Source organism: Streptomyces sp. VTCC 41912 (assembly GCF_045799175.1).
In the GTDB taxonomy this organism is placed as follows: domain Bacteria; phylum Actinomycetota; class Actinomycetes; order Streptomycetales; family Streptomycetaceae; genus Streptomyces; species Streptomyces albulus_C.
Map to the genome: position 1 here is coordinate 21,136 of NZ_JBJMAB010000037.1, position 16,808 is coordinate 37,943.

Here is a 16,808-nt window from a genome sequence, read left to right on the forward strand (position 1 = left end):
ACTCTGAATGGATTGACCTATTCACAGTCTGGAGCTACTGAATACCGCTAGTCAACAGGGCGCGACGACAGCTTTCCCCAACCCACCCGTTCGACTTGCCCGACAGGAAAGTCAAGTGTTAGCTTTCCTGGTGGGAAAGTTGGACGGGGGCGCCCTCGGCGACCTCGGCACCGGCCGTGCGACACGGCCCGTCCGACACGTCTACGGGGAGGCGAAGGACATGACGACACCGGTGGATGCCGAGCAGGCCTGGAAGGATCTCCAGCGCATCCGGGTCCCGCAGGAGCGGGTGTACGACGAGGTGGAGCGCTGCGCACACGGCGACCAGCGGTCGACGTACGTGACCGCCGCGCTGATGTGGCTCTTCCTCGCCGGTTACGGGCTCAAGCTCCCGCCCTGGGGCTCCTTCTTGATGCTCGCCCTCTACGTCGGCGCACTGGTCGCCCTGGGGGTCGTCTACAGCCGCCGGACCCGCGTGCGGCTGCACCGCTCGCGGTACACCTGGCGCAGCTTCGCCAGCTTCCTCGCGGGCGGGGTCGTCAGCGGCGGCACGATCGTCCTCACCGATTTCCTGACCGAGCGGCTGGCCCTGCCCTACGGCAACCTCATCCAGGCCACCGTCTCCGCCGGCGCCTTCCTGCTCTTCGTCGGCCCCGCCAACCGCTGGGCGATCAGCCCGCTGCGCAGCCGCGCGCTCGGCGACCGCTCCCCGACAACCGTCCATGAGGAGGAGACAGACCGTTGAGCACCCCCTCGGGCTTCGACGAACTGATCCACCCGTCCACCCGGCTGTCCGTGGTGGCCCTGCTGGCCGCCACGGAATGGGCCGGCTTCCCGTTCATCCGCGACAGCCTCTCGCTCAGCGACTCCGCGCTCTCCAAACAGCTGCACACGCTGGAGGAGGCGGGATACCTGGAGATCCAGAAGGAGGGCGGCGGCCGCAAGCGCCGCACCAAGGTGCGCCTGACGGCCCGGGGCCGCACCGCCTTCGAGGGACACGTCGCCGCGCTCCGCGCGATCGTCGAGGGCGCGGGCCCCGCGCCGGTCCGACCGGCGCCCCACGAGCACGCGGAGGCGGGCCGATGACCACGACCGCACGCCCGGAGGCCACCACGATGACCACCACACCCGCAGCCGTCACCGCACCCGCCGCGACGGCCGGCGCCACACCGGTCGTCGAGGCCCGCGACCTGCGGATGCGTTACGGCAGCGCCCACGTGCTCCGGGGCGTCGACCTGGAGATCCGGCGCGGCGAGATCTTCGCCCTGCTCGGGCCCAACGGCGCCGGGAAGACCACCACGGTCGAGATCCTGGAGGGGTTCCGGCAGCGGTCCGCCGGCGAGGTGCGCGTCCTCGGGACCGACCCGGCCCGCGCCGACGACGCCTGGCGCGGCCGGATCGGGCTGGTCCTGCAATCCTGGCGCGACCACCGCCGCTGGCAGGTCGCCGAGCTGCTGACGCACTTCGCGACGTACTACCCGGATCCGCGCGACCCCGCCGAGCTGCTCGACCTGGTCGGCCTCACCCACCAGGCGCGGCAGCGCGTCGACCGGCTCTCCGGCGGGCAGCGCCGCCGCGTCGACGTCGCGCTCGGCATCATCGGCCGGCCCGAGTTGCTCTTCCTGGACGAGCCCACCACCGGCTTCGACCCCGAGGCGCGGCGCGACTTCCACGACCTGATCGAGCGCCTGGCCCGCACCGAGGGCGTCACGATCCTGCTGACCACCCACGACCTGGCCGAGGCCGAGCGGTTGGCCGACCGCATAGCCATGCTGGTCGACGGCCGGATCCGGGCCTGCGGCACGCCGGCGGAGCTGGCCCGGCGGGCCGCCGCCCAGGCCGAGGTCCGCTGGACGGCGCCCGACGGCCGGCCGCGCCACGAGCGCACCTCGGACCCGTCCGGCCTGGTGTGGGAGCTGCACCGGGAGACGGCCGGTCCGATCGCGGACCTGGAGGTGCGCCGCCCGACGCTGGAGGACACCTACCTGCACATGGTGCACCGGCAGGGCACGGACACCGACGGCACCGACGGCACCGACGACGACGCACACCGCACCGGTTTGGCGGCCGGCGGCGACACGGGGGAGGCAGCGGCATGAGGGGGACGGACATGACGGCGACGACGGACACCGGCCCGACGGCGCCGGACCGCGACCACGGTGCGGCGAGCGGCGACGCGGCGGCGATGGGCGACGCGGCGGCCGGGCGCGGCGGGGCCCGGCCCGGGCGGCTGCGCCCCCTGCGGGCGGGCCTGCGGCGCGGCGGCATCGAGCTACGCCACCTCCTGCGCGACCGCAAGGAGATGAGCGGCTATCTGAGCAACGTCGTGGTGGCCCTGCTGCTCGCCACCTTCATCAGCGACGACGTGCCGGGGACCCGGGTCCCGATGGCGCAGTTGACCCTCTCCGGGTTCGCCGCGTACCTGCTGTTCCAGATCGGCGTGATCAACCTCCCGCAGATGCTGGTGACCGAGCGCGAAGAGGGCACCCTGCTGCGGCTGCGGGCCACCCCCGGCGGCATACCGGCCTACCTCGTCGCCAAGTCACTGCTGATCGTGGGCGTGGCCGTGGCCACCTTGGTGGTCCTGCTGGGCGCCGCCGCGGCGCTGGTCGACGGGCCGCTGCCACACGGCCCGGGCGGTTGGCTGACGCTGCTCTGGGTCACCGGCCTCGGCCTGCTCGCCGTCGTCCCGCTGGGCGCCGCGATCGGCGCGGTGCTGCCCAATCCGCGGGAGGCGCTGGCGTTGATCATGCTGCCCGCGATGGCGCTGCTGGTCACGTCGGGCGCGATGTTCCCGATCACCACGCTGCCGACCGTGGTGCAGAACATCGCCTCGGTCTTCCCGCTGCGGTGGATGGCGCAGGGCCTGCGCGCGTCCCTGCTGCCGGACGCCGCCCGCGCCGCCGAGCCCGCCGGCTCCTGGCAACTGCCCACCGTCGCCATGGTCCTGGCCGCCTGGGCCGTCCTGGGCTTCCTGCTGGCGGTTCCGTTGCTGCGCCGGGCCGCCCGCCGCGAGTCCGGCTCCCGACTGACCGCCCGTCAGACCAAGGCTCAGCTCGGCGGCGCCCCCACGGCGTGAGCCCGGGGACGCCGCCCCGCGCCCCGTCCCCTCCGCTCCTCCGGGCCCCGCCGCGGGGGCGGGGCGTGGGGCGGGGTGCGGGCCGTTGCGGGCCCGGCGGCCGACGTCGAGGGCCGGTGCGCGCGGCGCGTGAACGGCGGGCGGCGGCGCACTGCGTAACGTCACGCCCGGCAGCCCACGGACGGCACACAAGATCACCACAACATGGCCACCGGAAGGGCTCCGACCTCCCCCTCCGGCCGTGGCGCGGGGCACCCGTCGGATGATGAAGTTGCGTCATGACCTTCACGGACCGAGACCGTGCCGTTCAGGCAGCCATCACCCAGGGTCTGATCGGCCCCGGTCAGCCCGTGGCCGGGCTGCTCGACGTCGCGGGCATCCGCCGCTCGGCGGCCGAACTCCGTTCCGCCTTCGCGGAGTTCACCGCCCCCGGCACCCAGGTGCTCCACGCCTTCGCGGTGAAGGCCGCCTCGCTGGTGCCCGTGCTGCGGCTGCTGGCCCAGGAGGGGATCGGCTGCGAGGTGGCCAGCCCCGGCGAGCTGGCGCTGGCCCGGGCCGCCGGCGTCCCCGCCCGGCACACCGTCCTGGACTCCCCCGCCAAGACCCTCCCCGAACTCCGTGAGGCGCTGGCCCTCGGCATCGCGGTCAACGTCGACAACCACGAGGAACTCTCCCGCATCGACCGGATGATGGCCTCGGCCCCCTCTGCCGCGCCGATAGGGCTCCGGGTCAACCCGCAGATCGGCGGCGGCGCCATCGGCGCGATGAGCACCGCCACCGACACCTCCAAGTTCGGCATCCCGCTGCGCGACCCGGGCGCCCGCGAATGGGTCGTCCGGGCCTGCCTGGACCGCCCGTGGCTGACCCGGTTGCATGCCCACGTCGGTTCCCAGGGCATGCCGCTGGAACGGATGGCGGAGGGCGTCCGGGCGCTCTACGACCTCGCCGAGGAGATCAACGAACAGGCCGGCTCCCCCCGGATCACCACCCTCGACATCGGCGGCGGCCTGCCCGTCAACTTCTCCTCGGACGCCGTCACCCCGACCTACCGGGAGTACGCCGCGCTGCTCCGCTCGGCCGTCCCCGGCCTGTTCTCCGGGCGCTACGGCCTGGTCACCGAATTCGGGCGGTCGCTGCTGGCCAAGCACGGCATGGTCCTGGCCCGGGTGGAGTACGCCAAGTGGGCCGGCGGCCGGTCGATCGCGCTGACCCACGCCGGAGCGCAGGTCGCCACCCGCACGGTCTTCGCGCCCGCGTCCTGGCCGATCCGGGTGGCGGCGTACGACGCCGCGGGGCGCCCGAAGACCGGGGCACCGGTGCCGCAGGACATCGCCGGACCGTGCTGCTTCGCCGGTGACCTGGTCGCCGAGAACCGGCCGCTGCCCCGTCTGGAGGCCGGCGACCACGTCGCCCTCCTGGACACCGGCGCGTACTACTTCTCCACCCACTTCGCCTACAACTCGCTGCCCCGCCCCGGCGTCTACGGCTACGCGCCGGCCCCCGACGGCACCCACGCCTTCGCGACCGTCCGCACCCCGCAGACGCTGGAGGAACTCACCGCGGAGAGCGGCGCCGAGCACGCGGACGGCCTGCGGAAGCTGGCGCTGGGCTGAGCGGCGGCGGTGCCGCGGCCGTTCACTCCACGAACAGCTGGCGCTCCGCCGCCTTGGCGTCGAACTCCTCCAGCCGGGCCTGCGCGTCCGGGAGGTCGTCGCACATCGCCTCCAGCAGGACGCGCCCCAGGAGCATCGGGGCGCAGGCGGTGTCGAAGGCCAGGCCGGTGCCGACCGGCGCCGGCAGGAGCAGGTCGGTGTGGTGGGCGACGGGGGCGAAGGCGCTGTCGGCGACGGTGACGACGGCGAGTCCGGCGGTGCGGGCGTAGGCCAGCGCCTCGATGACCTCGCGGGGGTGCCGGGGCAGGGCGAAGCAGAGCAGGGCGGTGGCGCCGGCGTGCACCGCGGCGTCGATGCGGTCGGTGAGCAGGGTGCCGCCCTCGTCCAGCAGCCGGACGTCGGGGTGCACCTTGCGCGCGAAGTAGACGAACCCGGCGGCCTGGGCGGTGGCGGCGCGCAGTCCGAGGACCGGGAGCGGCCGGGAGGCCGCGAGGAGGCGGCCGGCCTCGGTCACCGGGCCGGGGTCGGCGAGCGCGTCGGCGAGGTGGCGGAGGTTGTCGATCTCCGCCTGGACGGCCTGCTGGTACTCGTTGTCCACCCCGGAGACGCCGGGCTGCTCGGCCGGGGCGACGTCCCGCAGGTGGCGGCGGAGCGCCGGGTAGCCGTCGAAGCCGAGCGCGACGGCGAAGCGGGTGACGGACGGCTGGCTGACGCCGGCCAGCTCGGCCAGTTCGACGCTGGAGAGGAACGGCGCGTCGGCGGCCCGCCGCACCATGCAGTGGGCGATCCGCCGCTGGGTGGGCGTCAGCCGGTGCCCTTCGAAGAGCCGCTGGAGGCGGGCGCCGGTGCCGGTGGCACCGCCCGCTGCCGTGTTCCCCGCCGCGCGTGTCCCCCGCGGCTGCGTCCCGTTGGTGCTGACGCCGTTCTCCCCGTCCCCGCTCATCGCCTCTTCTTCCCGGCCCGGTCCGGGGCCTTGACGTCGGTGCACCGACTGTACGGAATTCCTCGGCCGCGCCGGTCCCGGGTCCGGCGCGGAGCGGCGCGTGGCGGCGGACTCCGGCCATCCTGACGGCGCCCGGCCGCCCGTCCGCGCCCGGCCGCGGGGGCTACCCCGGGTACCGCAACGGCAGTCCGAACAGCGGGAAGAGCCGCTCGGTGTCGAGGAAGGCGTTGAGCGCGGTGATCCGGCCGTCGGCGAGCTCGACGACCTGGAGGGCCCAGGCGGTGCCGTCCGCGCGGTACTGCGCGAAGGCCGGCGTCCCGTTCGCGGAGAGCGGCACCAGGTGGGAGCCCCGGCAGCCGCAGCCCGGCCCCAGCATCCACCCGATGACGTCCGCGCGGCCGCGCAGCCACAGCGCGTACGGGGGCATCGACAGGGTGCAGTCCTCGTGCAGCACGGCGGTCAGGGCCGCCATGTCGAAGCGTTCGAAGGCGTCGACGTAGCGCTTGAGGAGGTCTTGCTGGGCGGCGCCCAGCGGCCTGGCCGGGGGCCCGGCCGGGTCGTCACCGGTGGCGGCCAGGGTCGCCCGGGCGCGCTGGAGAGCGCTGTTGACGGAGGCGACCGAACTGTCCAGGAGCTCCGCGACCTCGCTCGCCGACCAGCTGAGGACCTCGCGCAGGATGAGCACCACCCGTTGCCGGGGGGCCAGTCGCTGGAGCGCGGAGACGAAGGCCAGCCGGACCGATTCGCGGGCGAGGGCGGTGTCCGCCGGGTCGCCGGCCCGGGCCAGCACCCGCTCGTCGGGGACCGGCCCGATCCAGGTGGTCTCCGGCAGGCCGGTCCCGACCGGGGTGTCGAGGCTCGCCGGTGAGGCGAGGTCCATCGGGCGGGCGCGGCGGCTGCTGCCCTTGAGCAGGTCCAGGCAGACGTTGGTGGCGATGCGGTAGAGCCAGGAGCGCAGCGAGGCCCGCCCCTCGAAGCGGTGGTGGCCGCGCCAGGCCCGGACCATGGTCTCCTGGACGGCGTCCTCGGCTTCGAAGGCGGAGCCGAGCATCCGGTAGCAGTAGCCGGTCAGTTCGGTGCGGTGCGCCTCCAGCCGGTCGGCCAGGTCGCCCGGTTCCGGCGGGCGTCGGTCGGTGTCCGGCGCGGTCCCGTCCGGGTCGGGCGCCGGGCCCCCGCCGGTCGTGGCGTGCTCCGCGTTGCTGGTGGGCTGCTCCATGAGATCCGCCGTTTCCCCGTCCGCCGACGTCCGGCCTTTCGTGCCCAGACCGTACCGGAGCGGCGGGCACCAGTCTGCTCGGTGCGCCGGGACCCCGCGAGCGGGCGAATCGCCGCCGACCTATTGACCTTCCATTCATCGACCCTGATCCTGCATGGATCCATACATGCAGCGCGGCGAAGAGGCGGCACCCATGGCAGGCGTGATCGAACGGCGCTCGATCGACGTCGTCCCGGACGACGAACGGCACGGCAGCGCGGTCAGCCAGTTCACCCTCTGGCTCAGCGCCAACCTCCAGGTCACCGCCGTCGTCACGGGCGCCCTGGCGGTGGTCTTCGGCGCCAACGCGTTCTGGGCGCTGATCGGCCTGCTGCTGGGCAACCTCGCGGGCGGCGCGGTGATGGCGCTGCACTCCGCGCAGGGGCCGCGGCTCGGCCTGCCGCAGATGATCACCTCCCGGGCGCAGTTCGGGGTGCGCGGGGCGGTGGTGCCGCTGGCGCTGGTCATCGTGATGTACGTCGGCTTCTTCGCCAGTGGCAGCGTGCTCGCCGGGCAGGCGGTGGGCGAGCTGACGCACCTCGGCCAGACGACCGGGATCGTGCTCTTCGCCGCCGTCACCGCGCTCGCCGCGGCCGTCGGCTACCGCCTGATCCACCTCCTCGGCAAGGTCGCCGGCCTGGTCTGCGCGCTGGCCTTCGTCTACCTGGGCGTCCGCCTGCTGGAGCGCGCCGACCTCGGCGCCCTGTTGCACGACCGCGGCTTCGCGCTGCCGGTCTTCCTGCTCGCGGTCTCGCTCTCGGCCTCCTGGCAGCTGGCGTTCGGCCCGTACGTGGCGGACTACTCCCGCTACCTGCCGCGGGACACCTCGCCCCGGGCGACCTTCTGGTGGACGCTGGGCGGTTCCGTGCTGGGCGCGCAGTGGTCGATGACGTTCGGGGCGCTGGCGGCCGCGGCGGCCCCGGGCGCGTTCGTGGGCCACGAGGTCGGCTATCTCGTCGGGCTGGGCGGTACGGGCCTGATCGCCTCGTTCCTCTACTTCGTCATCGCTCTCGGCAAGCTCACCATCAACATCCTCAACACCTACGGCGGCTTCATGTCGCTGGTCACCAGCGTCAGCGGCTTCCGCGGGCAACGGACCCTCTCGGCGCGCGGCCGTTCCGCGTACCTCGCCGGGATCATGGTGGCCGGCACCGCCGTGGCCCTGGTGGGCAAGGACTCCTTCCTCACCTCCTTCAAGGACTTCCTGCTCTTCCTGCTGACGTTCTTCACGCCCTGGTCGGCGATCAACCTCGTCGACTACTACCTGATCTCCAAGGAGCGCTACGACGTCCCGGCGCTCAGCGACCCGGCCGGCCGGTACGGCGCCTGGAACGTCCGCGCCCTGACCGTCTACGTCGTCGGCGTGCTCGCCCAACTCCCCTTCCTCGCCACCGCGTTCTACACCGGCCCGCTGGTCGCCCCGCTCGGCGGCGCGGACGTCTCCTGGCTGGTCGGCCTGGCGGTGCCGGCCGTCCTCTACTGGTTCGCCGCCCGCCACGACACCGCGCGGCTGGTGGACCCGCGGCCCGGGGAGGGGCAGTAGGCGCCGCTCGGATCGGGGGGCTAGCCCTACCGCGCCGCCCCACCGCCCGGCCGTAGCCTCGGGGACATGGCGAGACACGACCCCGAGCTGAAGAAGGACCTCGACGCGACCCTCCAGACCCGCAAGGAGCTGGGTCCGGAGTACGAGTCCGAACTGGTGGAGTCCTTCCTGACGAAGCTCGACGAGGACGTCGACCGGCGGGTGCGCCGGCACCTGGCCGAGCAGCAGATGCAGGTGGCCCGCGGGGCGCAGCCGCCGCGAGCGCCGGCGGTCGGCGCCGAGTTCTGGCAGCGCTTCGCGGTCGCCGTCCTCTCCCTGGTGCTGGCCATCCCGCTGTCCGCGATCGCGGTGGCCAACGCCGGCCTGGTCGGCCTGACGGTGTGCTGGGCCGGCATCGTCGGCGTCAACGCCGTGTACGGCCTGGCGCAGCGCTCACCGGCCGCACGGCGGACGGAAGCCGACCGCGACTGAGGCCGGGAGCGGGGGTTGGCGCGGGGACCGCCGCACCCCGGCCGGAGCCGGGGGCGGGACGACGGCGGTCCCCGCCCGAGACGCGAACCGGGTCAGGGCCGGTCGTCGCATCCTGGCGATCGTGGAGGTCCGGGAGCCGCTCCGGAGGTCCGTATCGCCTGCACAACAATGTGCCGGAGAAGTGTTAAGCGCGTGCTGCGTGCACGTGACGCATACGTACACCTTGCGGCGACGGGCCTTTTCCTGACGGACACTTGACGCCGCGCCGGGCACGGCGCGGCGTCGAGCTGCTACTTGGCGACGCTGCGGGCCAGGAACGCCAGCAGGTCCTGCCGGCTCACCACGCCCTTGGGCTTGCCCTCGACGAGGACGATCGCCGCGTCGGCGTTCTCCAGCACCGCCATCAGGTCGGCGACCGGCTCGCCCGAGCCGACCTGCGGCAGCGGCGGGCACATGTGCTTCTCCAGCGGGTCGGACAGCGAGGCGCGCTGCGTGAACAGCGCGTCCAGCAGCTCCCGTTCGACGACCGAGCCGACGACCTCGGCGGCCATCACGTCGGGGTGCCCGGCGCCCGGCTTGACGATCGGCATCTGCGAGACGCCGTACTCGCGGAGCACCTCGATGGCCTCGCCGACGGTCTCCTCCGGGTGCATGTGCACCAGGGACGGCAGCTCGCCCTCCTTGTGCTGGAGCACCTCGCCGACCCGGGCCGCGGTGCCGCTCTCCTCCAGGAAGCCGTAGTCGGCCATCCACTCGTCGTTGAAGATCTTGGAGAGGTAGCCGCGGCCGCTGTCCGGGAGCAGGACGACCACCACGTCGTCCGGGCCGAGCCGCTCGGCGACCTGGAGACCGGCCACCACGGCCATCCCGCAGGAGCCGCCGACCAGCAGGCCCTCCTCCTTGGCCAGCCGCCGGGTCATCTGGAAGGCGTCCTTGTCCGAGACCGCCACGATCTCGTCGGCGACCGTGCGGTCGTAGGCGGTCGGCCAGAAGTCCTCGCCGACGCCCTCGATCAGGTACGGCCGGCCGGAACCGCCGCTGTAGACGGAGCCCTCCGGGTCCGCGCCGATGACCTGGACGCGGCCCTCACTGGCGTCCTTGAGGTACCGACCGGTGCCGCTGATCGTGCCGCCGGTGCCGACGCCGGCCACGAAGTGGGTGATCCGCCCGTCGGTCTGCTCCCACAGCTCGGGACCGGTGGTCTCGTAGTGCGAGCGCGGGTTGTTGGGGTTGCTGTACTGGTCGGGCTTCCAGGCGCCCGGCGTCTCGCGCACCAGGCGGTCGGAGACGTTGTAGTACGAGTCGGGGTGCTCGGGGTCCACCGCCGTGGGGCAGACCACCACCTCGGCGCCGTAGGCCCGCAACACGTTGATCTTGTCCGTCGACACCTTGTCGGGGCAGACGAAGATGCACTTGTAGCCCTTCTGCTGGGCCACGATCGCCAGGCCCACCCCGGTGTTGCCGGAGGTCGGCTCGACGATCGTGCCGCCCGGCTGCAACTCGCCCGACTCCTCGGCGGCCTCGATCATCCGCACCGCGATGCGGTCCTTGACCGACCCGCCGGGGTTGAAGTACTCGACCTTCACCAGGACGGTTGCCTGGATCCCTTGAGTGACGTTGTTGAGTCGCACGAGCGGGGTGTTGCCGACGAGCTCAATCATCGAATCGTAAAACTGCACGGTGGTCTCCGCGGTCGGGGGCACGCTCTCCTGCGCCCGTGCAGCCAGCCTATTGCCCAGGTGGACGACGGGCCCACGGGTTCGATCACTGGGCTCCATCGGAGCTCCGGTGCGTTGCGGCACCGCCCGGAACGGGCATTTACCCGGTGAAGGAGTTCTCGGTTCCACGAGCGCGTCCCGGCCGGCTGGCCGCGGCGCGCCCGCGCTGCACGGGGAGGTGCCGGTCGATGGTGACAACAGTGGTGACGGGGTCCAGGGCGAGGGTGGCACGGCGGATCGCGACCGCGGCCGCGTTCGGCGGCGGCGGGATCGGGCTGCTGGGCGTGGCCGGCGTCGGGCTGCTGCTGACCGAGGTCCGGCTGGCCCGCCGCACGGTGGGCGGCTCCAGCGACGTCCCGCCGTGCGCCGACGGCCGCTACGGCGCCGCCTTCGACCACCGCACCGACCGGCCGCCGCTGCGGCTGGGCTTCCTCGGCGACTCCACCGCGGCGGGCCAGGGCGTCCACCGCGCCTCCCAGACGCCCGGGGCGCTGCTCGCCTCCGGCCTGGCCGCGCTCGCCGAACTCCCGGTCGACCTGCGCAACGTGGCGCTGCCCGGCGCCCGCTCCGACGACCTGCCCCGCCAGGTGGAGCTGCTGCTCGCGGACGGCACGGAGACCCCCGACCTCTGCGTCATCATGATCGGCGCCAACGACGTCACCCGCCGACTGCCGCCCGCGGAGTCGGTGCGGCACCTGTCCGAGGCGGTGCGGGCGCTGCGCACCGCGGGCTGCCAGGTGATCGTCGGCACCTGCCCCGACCTGGGCACCATCGAGCCGGTCTACCAGCCGCTGCGGTGGGTGGCCCGCCGGCTCTCCCGGCAGTTGGCCGCCGCCCAGACCATCGGCGCCGTCGAGAACGGCGGCCGGACGGTCTCGCTCGGCGCGCTGCTCGGCCCGGAGTTCGAGGCCCGTCCGCGGGAGCTGTTCGGCCCGGACAACTACCACCCCTCGGCCGAGGGGTACGCCACCGCGGCGATGGCCCTCTTCCCCACGGTGTGCGCGGCGCTCGGGCTGTGGCCGGAGGAGGAGCGGCCCGAACCGGCCCGGCGCGAGGGCCTCCTGCCCGTCGAGCAGGCCGCGGCCCGGGCCGCTTCCGAGGGCGGCACGGAGGTCACCGCCTCGCGCGCCCCCTGGGCCCTGCTCAAGCACCGTCGGCGCCGTCAGCTGCCGGCTGCGGAGGAGAGCCCGGCGGACCGGCCGTCGGTCACGGGCTAGCCACGCGGCGCCCCGGGGCGGGCGGCGCCCGTCGGTGCGGGCCGGCCGGCCGCGCCGCGTGCGTGCGCGGCGAGCCGGGACGGGAATAGCCGCTCCGCCCCCGCCGTTCCCCATAAGCGCTCGCTTAGAAAAGAGGTCCGCATCACAGCACCCACCCCGTGACCTCTCGCACTACGTGCAGGTAACTTCCCAGACGGTCCGCCCTGTTCGCCGCCCACCACCGGTCGCCACCGCGCCGGGGCGCCGGACGCCGCACCCACTCACCCCTTGGAGCCGTGATGCCCGAAGCCGTGATCGTCTCAGCCGCCCGCTCTCCGATCGGCCGGGCCTTCAAGGGCTCGCTCAAGGACCTGCGCCCGGACGACCTCACCGCGACGATCGTGCAGGCCGCCCTCGCCAAGGTGCCCGGGCTGGACCCGACCGACATCGACGACCTGATGCTGGGCTGCGGCCTGCCCGGCGGCGAGCAGGGGCACAACCTCGGCCGCATCGTGGCCGTCCAGATGGGGATGGACCACCTGCCGGGCTGCACCGTCACCCGGTACTGCTCCTCCTCGCTCCAGACGACCCGCATGGCGCTGCACGCCATCAAGGCCGGCGAGGGCGACGTGTTCGTCTCCGCTGGCGTCGAGATGGTCTCGCGCAGCGTCAAGGGCACCTCCGACGGCCTGCCGGACACCCACAACCCGCTGTTCGCGGACGCCGAGGCGCGCACCGCCGCCCGTGCCGAGCAGGAGGGCGCGGACTGGCACGACCCGCGCGAGGACGGGCTGGTCCCGGACGCGTACATCGCGATGGGGCAGACCGCGGAGAACCTCGCCCGCCTCAAGGGCGTCACCCGCCAGGACATGGACGAGTTCGGGGTGCGGTCCCAGAACCTCGCCGAGCAGGCGATCAAGAACGGCTTCTGGGAGCGCGAGATCACCCCGGTGACGCTGCCCGACGGCACGGTCGTCGCCAAGGACGACGGCCCGCGGGCCGGCGTCACGTTGGAGGGCGTGCAGGGCCTGAAGCCGGTCTTCCGCCCCGACGGCCTGGTGACGGCGGGCAACTGCTGTCCGCTGAACGACGGCGCCGCCGCCCTCGTGATCATGTCGGACACCAAGGCCCGCGAGCTGGGCCTGACCCCGCTGGCGCGGATCGTCTCCACCGGCGTCTCCGGCCTCTCCCCCGAGATCATGGGGTACGGCCCGGTGGAGGCCAGCAAGCAGGCCCTCGGCCGCGCCGGCCTCTCGATCTCCGACATCGACCTGGTGGAGATCAACGAGGCGTTCGCGGCGCAGGTGATCCCGTCCTACCGCGACCTGGGCATCGACCTGGACCGCCTCAACGTCAACGGTGGCGCGATCGCCGTCGGCCACCCCTTCGGCATGACCGGCGCCCGCATCACCACCACCCTGATCAACTCCCTCCAGTGGCACGACAAGCAGTTCGGCCTGGAGACCATGTGCGTCGGCGGCGGCCAGGGCATGGCGATGGTCATCGAGCGGCTGAGCTGAGCCGAGCGGGGCCGGGCCGGCACCGTCCGGCCCGTCGCCTGCGCGCGCCGAAGGGTGCGCGGGGAAACGGACCAACTCCCGTTCCCCGCGCACCCTTCGCGCTCGTCCGGGCACCGTCCGCGACGGCGAGTGACCCAGGCCACTCGGTGACAAGATCGCGACCCAATCGCCCCCAGGATTGTGACCAACATCCCGGGGAAGCAGCGTTCTTGCAGCTCAGCCGGGGGGCACCCCACCGCAGAAGCCCTCATGGACCCCCCATTCAAGGACATACCACCCTGCGATCTCTCGCCGACCTCGGTCACGCTGTTGTAGGAAGTCGGAGAACAATCTGCTAACGGGAGTACGCCGGTGACCGGTCCGCGACAGTGTGTGGTGCGTATGCCCGGAAGTGAGCGAACCACCGAAAGGTGCGCGCCTCGCGAGTGCGAGGCCGAGCGAAGCGAGGTTTCGGCATGAGTGTCACCACCCTCGTCCTGCTGCTGGCCGCAGCAGTGGCCGTGGTGCTGGGCGCCGTCGCCCTGTGCACCGCCCGTGTGCTGCGCCGCCAGATCACCGCGCTGCACGCCGAGCTCGTCGCCGCCCGCGCGGACGCCACCGCCCGCGCGCAGGCCGCGAGCGTGGCCGCCGCGGCGGTCCCGGCCGCCCGTGGGGTGCCCACCGGCGAGACCCCGCTCGCGGACATACGCGCCGCGGTCGCGGACGCGCTGGCCGAGGAGCGGGAGCGGGAACTGGCCGAGGCGCGCGCCTTCTGGGCCGCGCAGGAGGCCAGGGAGTCCCTGAACGCGGACGCCCCGTCGCTGTCCGGGCCGCTGCCCGGCTTCGGCGACGACGGTCCGCTCGACGGCCGCGAGGGCCGGCGGGAGCAGTCCGAGCGGCTGGAGCTGGACCGGTTCGACGGGCATCCGTTCGTGCCGCGCCAGGCGGACCTGGCCGGACTGGAGTCGCTGCTGGGCCCGGAGGGCCTGGAGCCGCTGCCGGCGCTGGAGCCCGTCGAGGCCCTGGAGTCACTGGAGTCGCTGGAGACCCTGGAGTCCGTCGAGGCGCTGGAGGCCCTGGACGCGCCGGAGTTCGAGCTGGCCGAGGAGAGCGAATCCGCCGAACTCGCCGCCGCCCGCCGGCGCCACCCCTCGCACCCGGACTTCTCCCCGGTGCCGGCCGTCGCCGACCACGAGCGCACCGTGGCGCGCCTGGCGGAGCTGGCCCACGAGGGCACCCCGCTCGCCGACGTCCGCCCCGGCCCGCTGGGCACCCTGGACGTGTACGTCTTCGCGGACGGCACGACGCTCTGCCTGACCCCCGGCGACCGCGAGACCGCCGAGAGCGTGGCCGGCGCGCTGCGCGACGGCCACTGCCCGGTGCTGCTCGGCGGGTCGGGGATCTCCGGGGCGTACGCGCTGACGTTCTCGTGGGGCGAGCGCCGCGACGAGAACGTCTACATCCTCGCGGACCGGGTCATCGCCTCGCTCTGAGCCGCGTCCCGCACGCGCTGCACGGCCTCCGCCAGATACGTGGCGGGGGCCGTTTTCGCGTCAGCTTCCGCACCGCCGGGGCCGTCCGCCACCGCTTCCGCGGCGGCCGCCCGCAGCGCCTCGACGAGGTCGTGTCCGGCCACGGCGACTTGGTCGCCGACCGCGAACATCCCGGCGTCCGGGAGTTCCCTGGGCTGCGCCCCAGGGCGTTCGATCAGCTGCGCGCGGGTCGCCAACTCGCGCGCCAGCACCAGCCCTTCGGCCGCGGCACCGCGGCGCAGGGCGCTCTGCGGCAGCGCCCTGAGCCGGTCGGCGAGCGCGTCCACGGCGGTCTGCAAAGGCATCACGTCAAGCACGGCGCGAGCCTAAGCGCAACTCCCGGGTGGTTGCCAATGCCGGAAGCCTCAGGCACGGTGAGCGGAAGAACGGAAGAACCAGCATCGACCGCGTCCGGAGGCGCCGATGTCTCAGTCCTTCTCCCAAGAAACCCACCGGAACATGCTCTCCCGCATCCCGCACTGCACCGGCCGGGAAATCTCCGATTGGCTCCGCACCGTCGACGAGGGCCCCGCACTCGTCCGCTTCGACGAAAAGGTCAGTTGGCTGCGCGGTGCGCACGACCTCTCCTACGGTCACGCCAAGGCGATCGTGCACGAACACGATCTCCGGCGCGCAGCCCGCAAGTTCTGACCGGGCCCGGGCCGCGTCTCGTGAACGCGCGAGGGGCCCGCGGGCAGTTGCCCACGGGCCCCTCGTCCGTCGTACGGGGCGTCAGTCGCGCAGGATCGAGATCAGGCGCAGCATCTCCCAGTAGATCCACACCAGGGTCGTGGTCAGGCCGAACGCGGCCAGCCAGGACTCCTCGCGCGGCGCGCCGTACGCGACGCCGTCCTCGACCTGCTTGAAGTCCATGGCGAGGAAGAGCGCGCCGAGGACGACACCCACGATGCCGAAGACGATGCCCAGGCCGCCGCTGCGGAAGCCGAGCCCGTCACCCCCGCCGAACACCATGAAGAGCAGGTTGACCAGCGACAGCAGCACGAAGCCGAGCGCCGCGATCATCACGAAGCGGGTGAACCGCGCGGTGACCCGGACGATCCGGGTCTTGTAGGCGACCAGCATGGCGACGAAGACCGCCATCGTGCCCAGCACCGCCTGCATGGGGGCGCCGTTCATCTTCGGCAGGTCGTTGATGAAGCCGCTGAGCGCGCCGAGGAAGACGCCCTCCAGCGCGGCGTAGCCCAGGATCAGCGCCGGCACGGGCTTGCGCTTGAAGGACTGGATGAAGCCGAGCACCGTCGCGGCCAGCCCCGCGCCGATCGCGAAGGCGAGCTGTCCGGTCAGGAACAGCCAGCCCGCGGTGGCGCCGACGATGACCGTGCCGAGCGTCAGGCCCGTGCGCACGACGACGTCGTCCATCGTCATGGGGCGGGTCTGCGGGGTGTACTGCGGTGCGTGCTGCGGCGCCTCGGTGGCGTACGGGTTGGCTCCGGCGTACGGGTTGGCGGCGGGGCCCCCGGCCTGCGGCGGTGCGTTGAAGCCCGCGTAGCCGGTGCCTCGGCTGAACCCCCGTCGCGAGAAGACCGGGTTGCTGCTCCTCATCTCACTCCTCCATGGCCGCCCTGCGCGGCCTTGACGCAAGCGTAATGGCTTGGCAAAGACGCGTCTCTCGTTCTTGGGCAGGATCTTCCCCCACCCCACGCAGTACACGTCCTCTCCAGAGAGGACGTCCAGAGAGGCGCGGAGGTGCCCGAACCGGCCGATCCGGTGCCGGCCGGCGCCGTCTTCGTCACACCTGCCGCTGTGTCATGTGCCACTCGCCGGCGCGCGCGCCGGGCATCCGGGCCGCCAGATAGTCCGGACAAAATCCGGGTAATCGATCTTTTCTCGCCGCCGTCGAACGGGCATTTCCCCGCCCCGTCAACTCCGGGAGCCCGGGGTCACCGGCATGATCCGAATCCGATAAATGTCTGATCGCGCCACACCTGGGCAACCGAT

Annotated in this window: 16 protein-coding genes; 11 read left to right on the plus strand and 5 right to left on the minus strand. The window is 73.3% G+C overall.

The features are described 5' to 3' along the window. Positions 1–220: 220 nt before the first annotated feature. The 5 genes from ACJ6WD_RS33485 to ACJ6WD_RS33505 all read left to right on the plus strand — a co-directional run bounded on the left by ACJ6WD_RS33485 (position 221) and on the right by ACJ6WD_RS33505 (position 4,692). A complete protein-coding gene (locus ACJ6WD_RS33485) occupies positions 221–745 on the plus strand; it encodes a hypothetical protein (protein ID WP_233658108.1) in 525 nt (174 codons plus the stop codon). After that, positions 742–1,086: a transcriptional regulator gene (locus tag ACJ6WD_RS33490; protein WP_407617132.1), complete on the plus strand. Its 345-nt coding sequence runs from the start codon at positions 742–744 to the stop codon at positions 1,084–1,086. The genes ACJ6WD_RS33485 and ACJ6WD_RS33490 overlap by 4 nt, the downstream gene beginning before the upstream one ends. Beyond that, positions 1,083–2,099: an ABC transporter ATP-binding protein gene (locus ACJ6WD_RS33495; RefSeq protein ID WP_407617133.1), complete on the plus strand. Its 1,017-nt coding sequence runs from the start codon at positions 1,083–1,085 to the stop codon at positions 2,097–2,099. The genes ACJ6WD_RS33490 and ACJ6WD_RS33495 overlap by 4 nt, the downstream gene beginning before the upstream one ends. Before the next feature lie 86 nt (positions 2,100–2,185). After that, positions 2,186–3,079, plus strand: coding sequence for an ABC transporter permease (locus tag ACJ6WD_RS33500; protein WP_331248029.1), 894 nt, complete (start codon positions 2,186–2,188; stop codon positions 3,077–3,079). 278 nt (positions 3,080–3,357) lie between these two features. Then, on the plus strand, positions 3,358–4,692 hold the full coding sequence (locus ACJ6WD_RS33505) for a diaminopimelate decarboxylase (RefSeq protein WP_038519840.1): 1,335 nt from the start codon (positions 3,358–3,360) through the stop codon (positions 4,690–4,692). Positions 4,693–4,714: 22 nt separating this feature from the next. Here ACJ6WD_RS33505 and ACJ6WD_RS33510 read toward each other — a convergent pair whose 3' ends face one another. Both ACJ6WD_RS33510 and ACJ6WD_RS33515 read right to left on the minus strand, forming a co-directional pair. Further along, positions 4,715–5,635: a MurR/RpiR family transcriptional regulator gene (locus tag ACJ6WD_RS33510; RefSeq protein ID WP_055582998.1), complete on the minus strand. Its 921-nt coding sequence runs from the start codon at positions 5,633–5,635 to the stop codon at positions 4,715–4,717. A 163-nt stretch (positions 5,636–5,798) separates the two neighbouring features. Further along, the gene (locus ACJ6WD_RS33515; RefSeq protein WP_407617134.1) at positions 5,799–6,851 is read right to left on the minus strand and encodes a sigma-70 family RNA polymerase sigma factor; all 1,053 of its coding nucleotides are present in this window, start codon (positions 6,849–6,851) and stop codon (positions 5,799–5,801) included. Between the two features lie 193 nt (positions 6,852–7,044). Between ACJ6WD_RS33515 and ACJ6WD_RS33520 the strand changes: the two genes are divergently transcribed. Then, positions 7,045–8,433: a cytosine permease gene (locus tag ACJ6WD_RS33520; protein ID WP_233658129.1), complete on the plus strand. Its 1,389-nt coding sequence runs from the start codon at positions 7,045–7,047 to the stop codon at positions 8,431–8,433. Positions 8,434–8,499: 66 nt separating this feature from the next. Then, the gene (locus ACJ6WD_RS33525; RefSeq protein ID WP_233658105.1) at positions 8,500–8,904 is read left to right on the plus strand and encodes a hypothetical protein; all 405 of its coding nucleotides are present in this window, start codon (positions 8,500–8,502) and stop codon (positions 8,902–8,904) included. A 290-nt stretch (positions 8,905–9,194) separates the two neighbouring features. Here the strand turns inward: ACJ6WD_RS33525 and ACJ6WD_RS33530 are convergent, their stop codons facing one another. Beyond that, positions 9,195–10,583: a cystathionine beta-synthase gene (locus ACJ6WD_RS33530; protein ID WP_233658104.1), complete on the minus strand. Its 1,389-nt coding sequence runs from the start codon at positions 10,581–10,583 to the stop codon at positions 9,195–9,197. Between the two features lie 227 nt (positions 10,584–10,810). On the opposite strand from ACJ6WD_RS33530, the gene ACJ6WD_RS33535 reads away from it, so the two are divergent. The 3 genes from ACJ6WD_RS33535 to ACJ6WD_RS33545 all read left to right on the plus strand — a co-directional run bounded on the left by ACJ6WD_RS33535 (position 10,811) and on the right by ACJ6WD_RS33545 (position 14,810). Beyond that, positions 10,811–11,839, plus strand: coding sequence for an SGNH/GDSL hydrolase family protein (locus ACJ6WD_RS33535; protein ID WP_331248023.1), 1,029 nt, complete (start codon positions 10,811–10,813; stop codon positions 11,837–11,839). 278 nt (positions 11,840–12,117) lie between these two features. Continuing rightward, positions 12,118–13,338, plus strand: coding sequence for an acetyl-CoA C-acetyltransferase (locus ACJ6WD_RS33540; protein WP_016574473.1), 1,221 nt, complete (start codon positions 12,118–12,120; stop codon positions 13,336–13,338). 455 nt (positions 13,339–13,793) lie between these two features. After that, a complete protein-coding gene (locus ACJ6WD_RS33545; protein ID WP_233658102.1) occupies positions 13,794–14,810 on the plus strand; it encodes a hypothetical protein in 1,017 nt (338 codons plus the stop codon). On the opposite strand, the gene ACJ6WD_RS33550 is transcribed toward ACJ6WD_RS33545, so the two are convergent. Beyond that, complete coding sequence (locus ACJ6WD_RS33550; RefSeq protein ID WP_233658101.1) at positions 14,774–15,166, minus strand: hypothetical protein; 393 nt, start codon at positions 15,164–15,166, stop codon at positions 14,774–14,776. The genes ACJ6WD_RS33545 and ACJ6WD_RS33550 overlap by 37 nt on opposite strands. A gap of 106 nt (positions 15,167–15,272) precedes the next feature. On the opposite strand from ACJ6WD_RS33550, the gene ACJ6WD_RS33555 reads away from it, so the two are divergent. Next, complete coding sequence (locus ACJ6WD_RS33555) at positions 15,273–15,500, plus strand: DUF4287 domain-containing protein (protein ID WP_016574476.1); 228 nt, start codon at positions 15,273–15,275, stop codon at positions 15,498–15,500. Between the two features lie 81 nt (positions 15,501–15,581). Here ACJ6WD_RS33555 and ACJ6WD_RS33560 read toward each other — a convergent pair whose 3' ends face one another. After that, on the minus strand, positions 15,582–16,412 hold the full coding sequence (locus ACJ6WD_RS33560; RefSeq protein WP_038519845.1) for a Bax inhibitor-1/YccA family protein: 831 nt from the start codon (positions 16,410–16,412) through the stop codon (positions 15,582–15,584). Positions 16,413–16,808 lie beyond the last annotated feature (396 nt).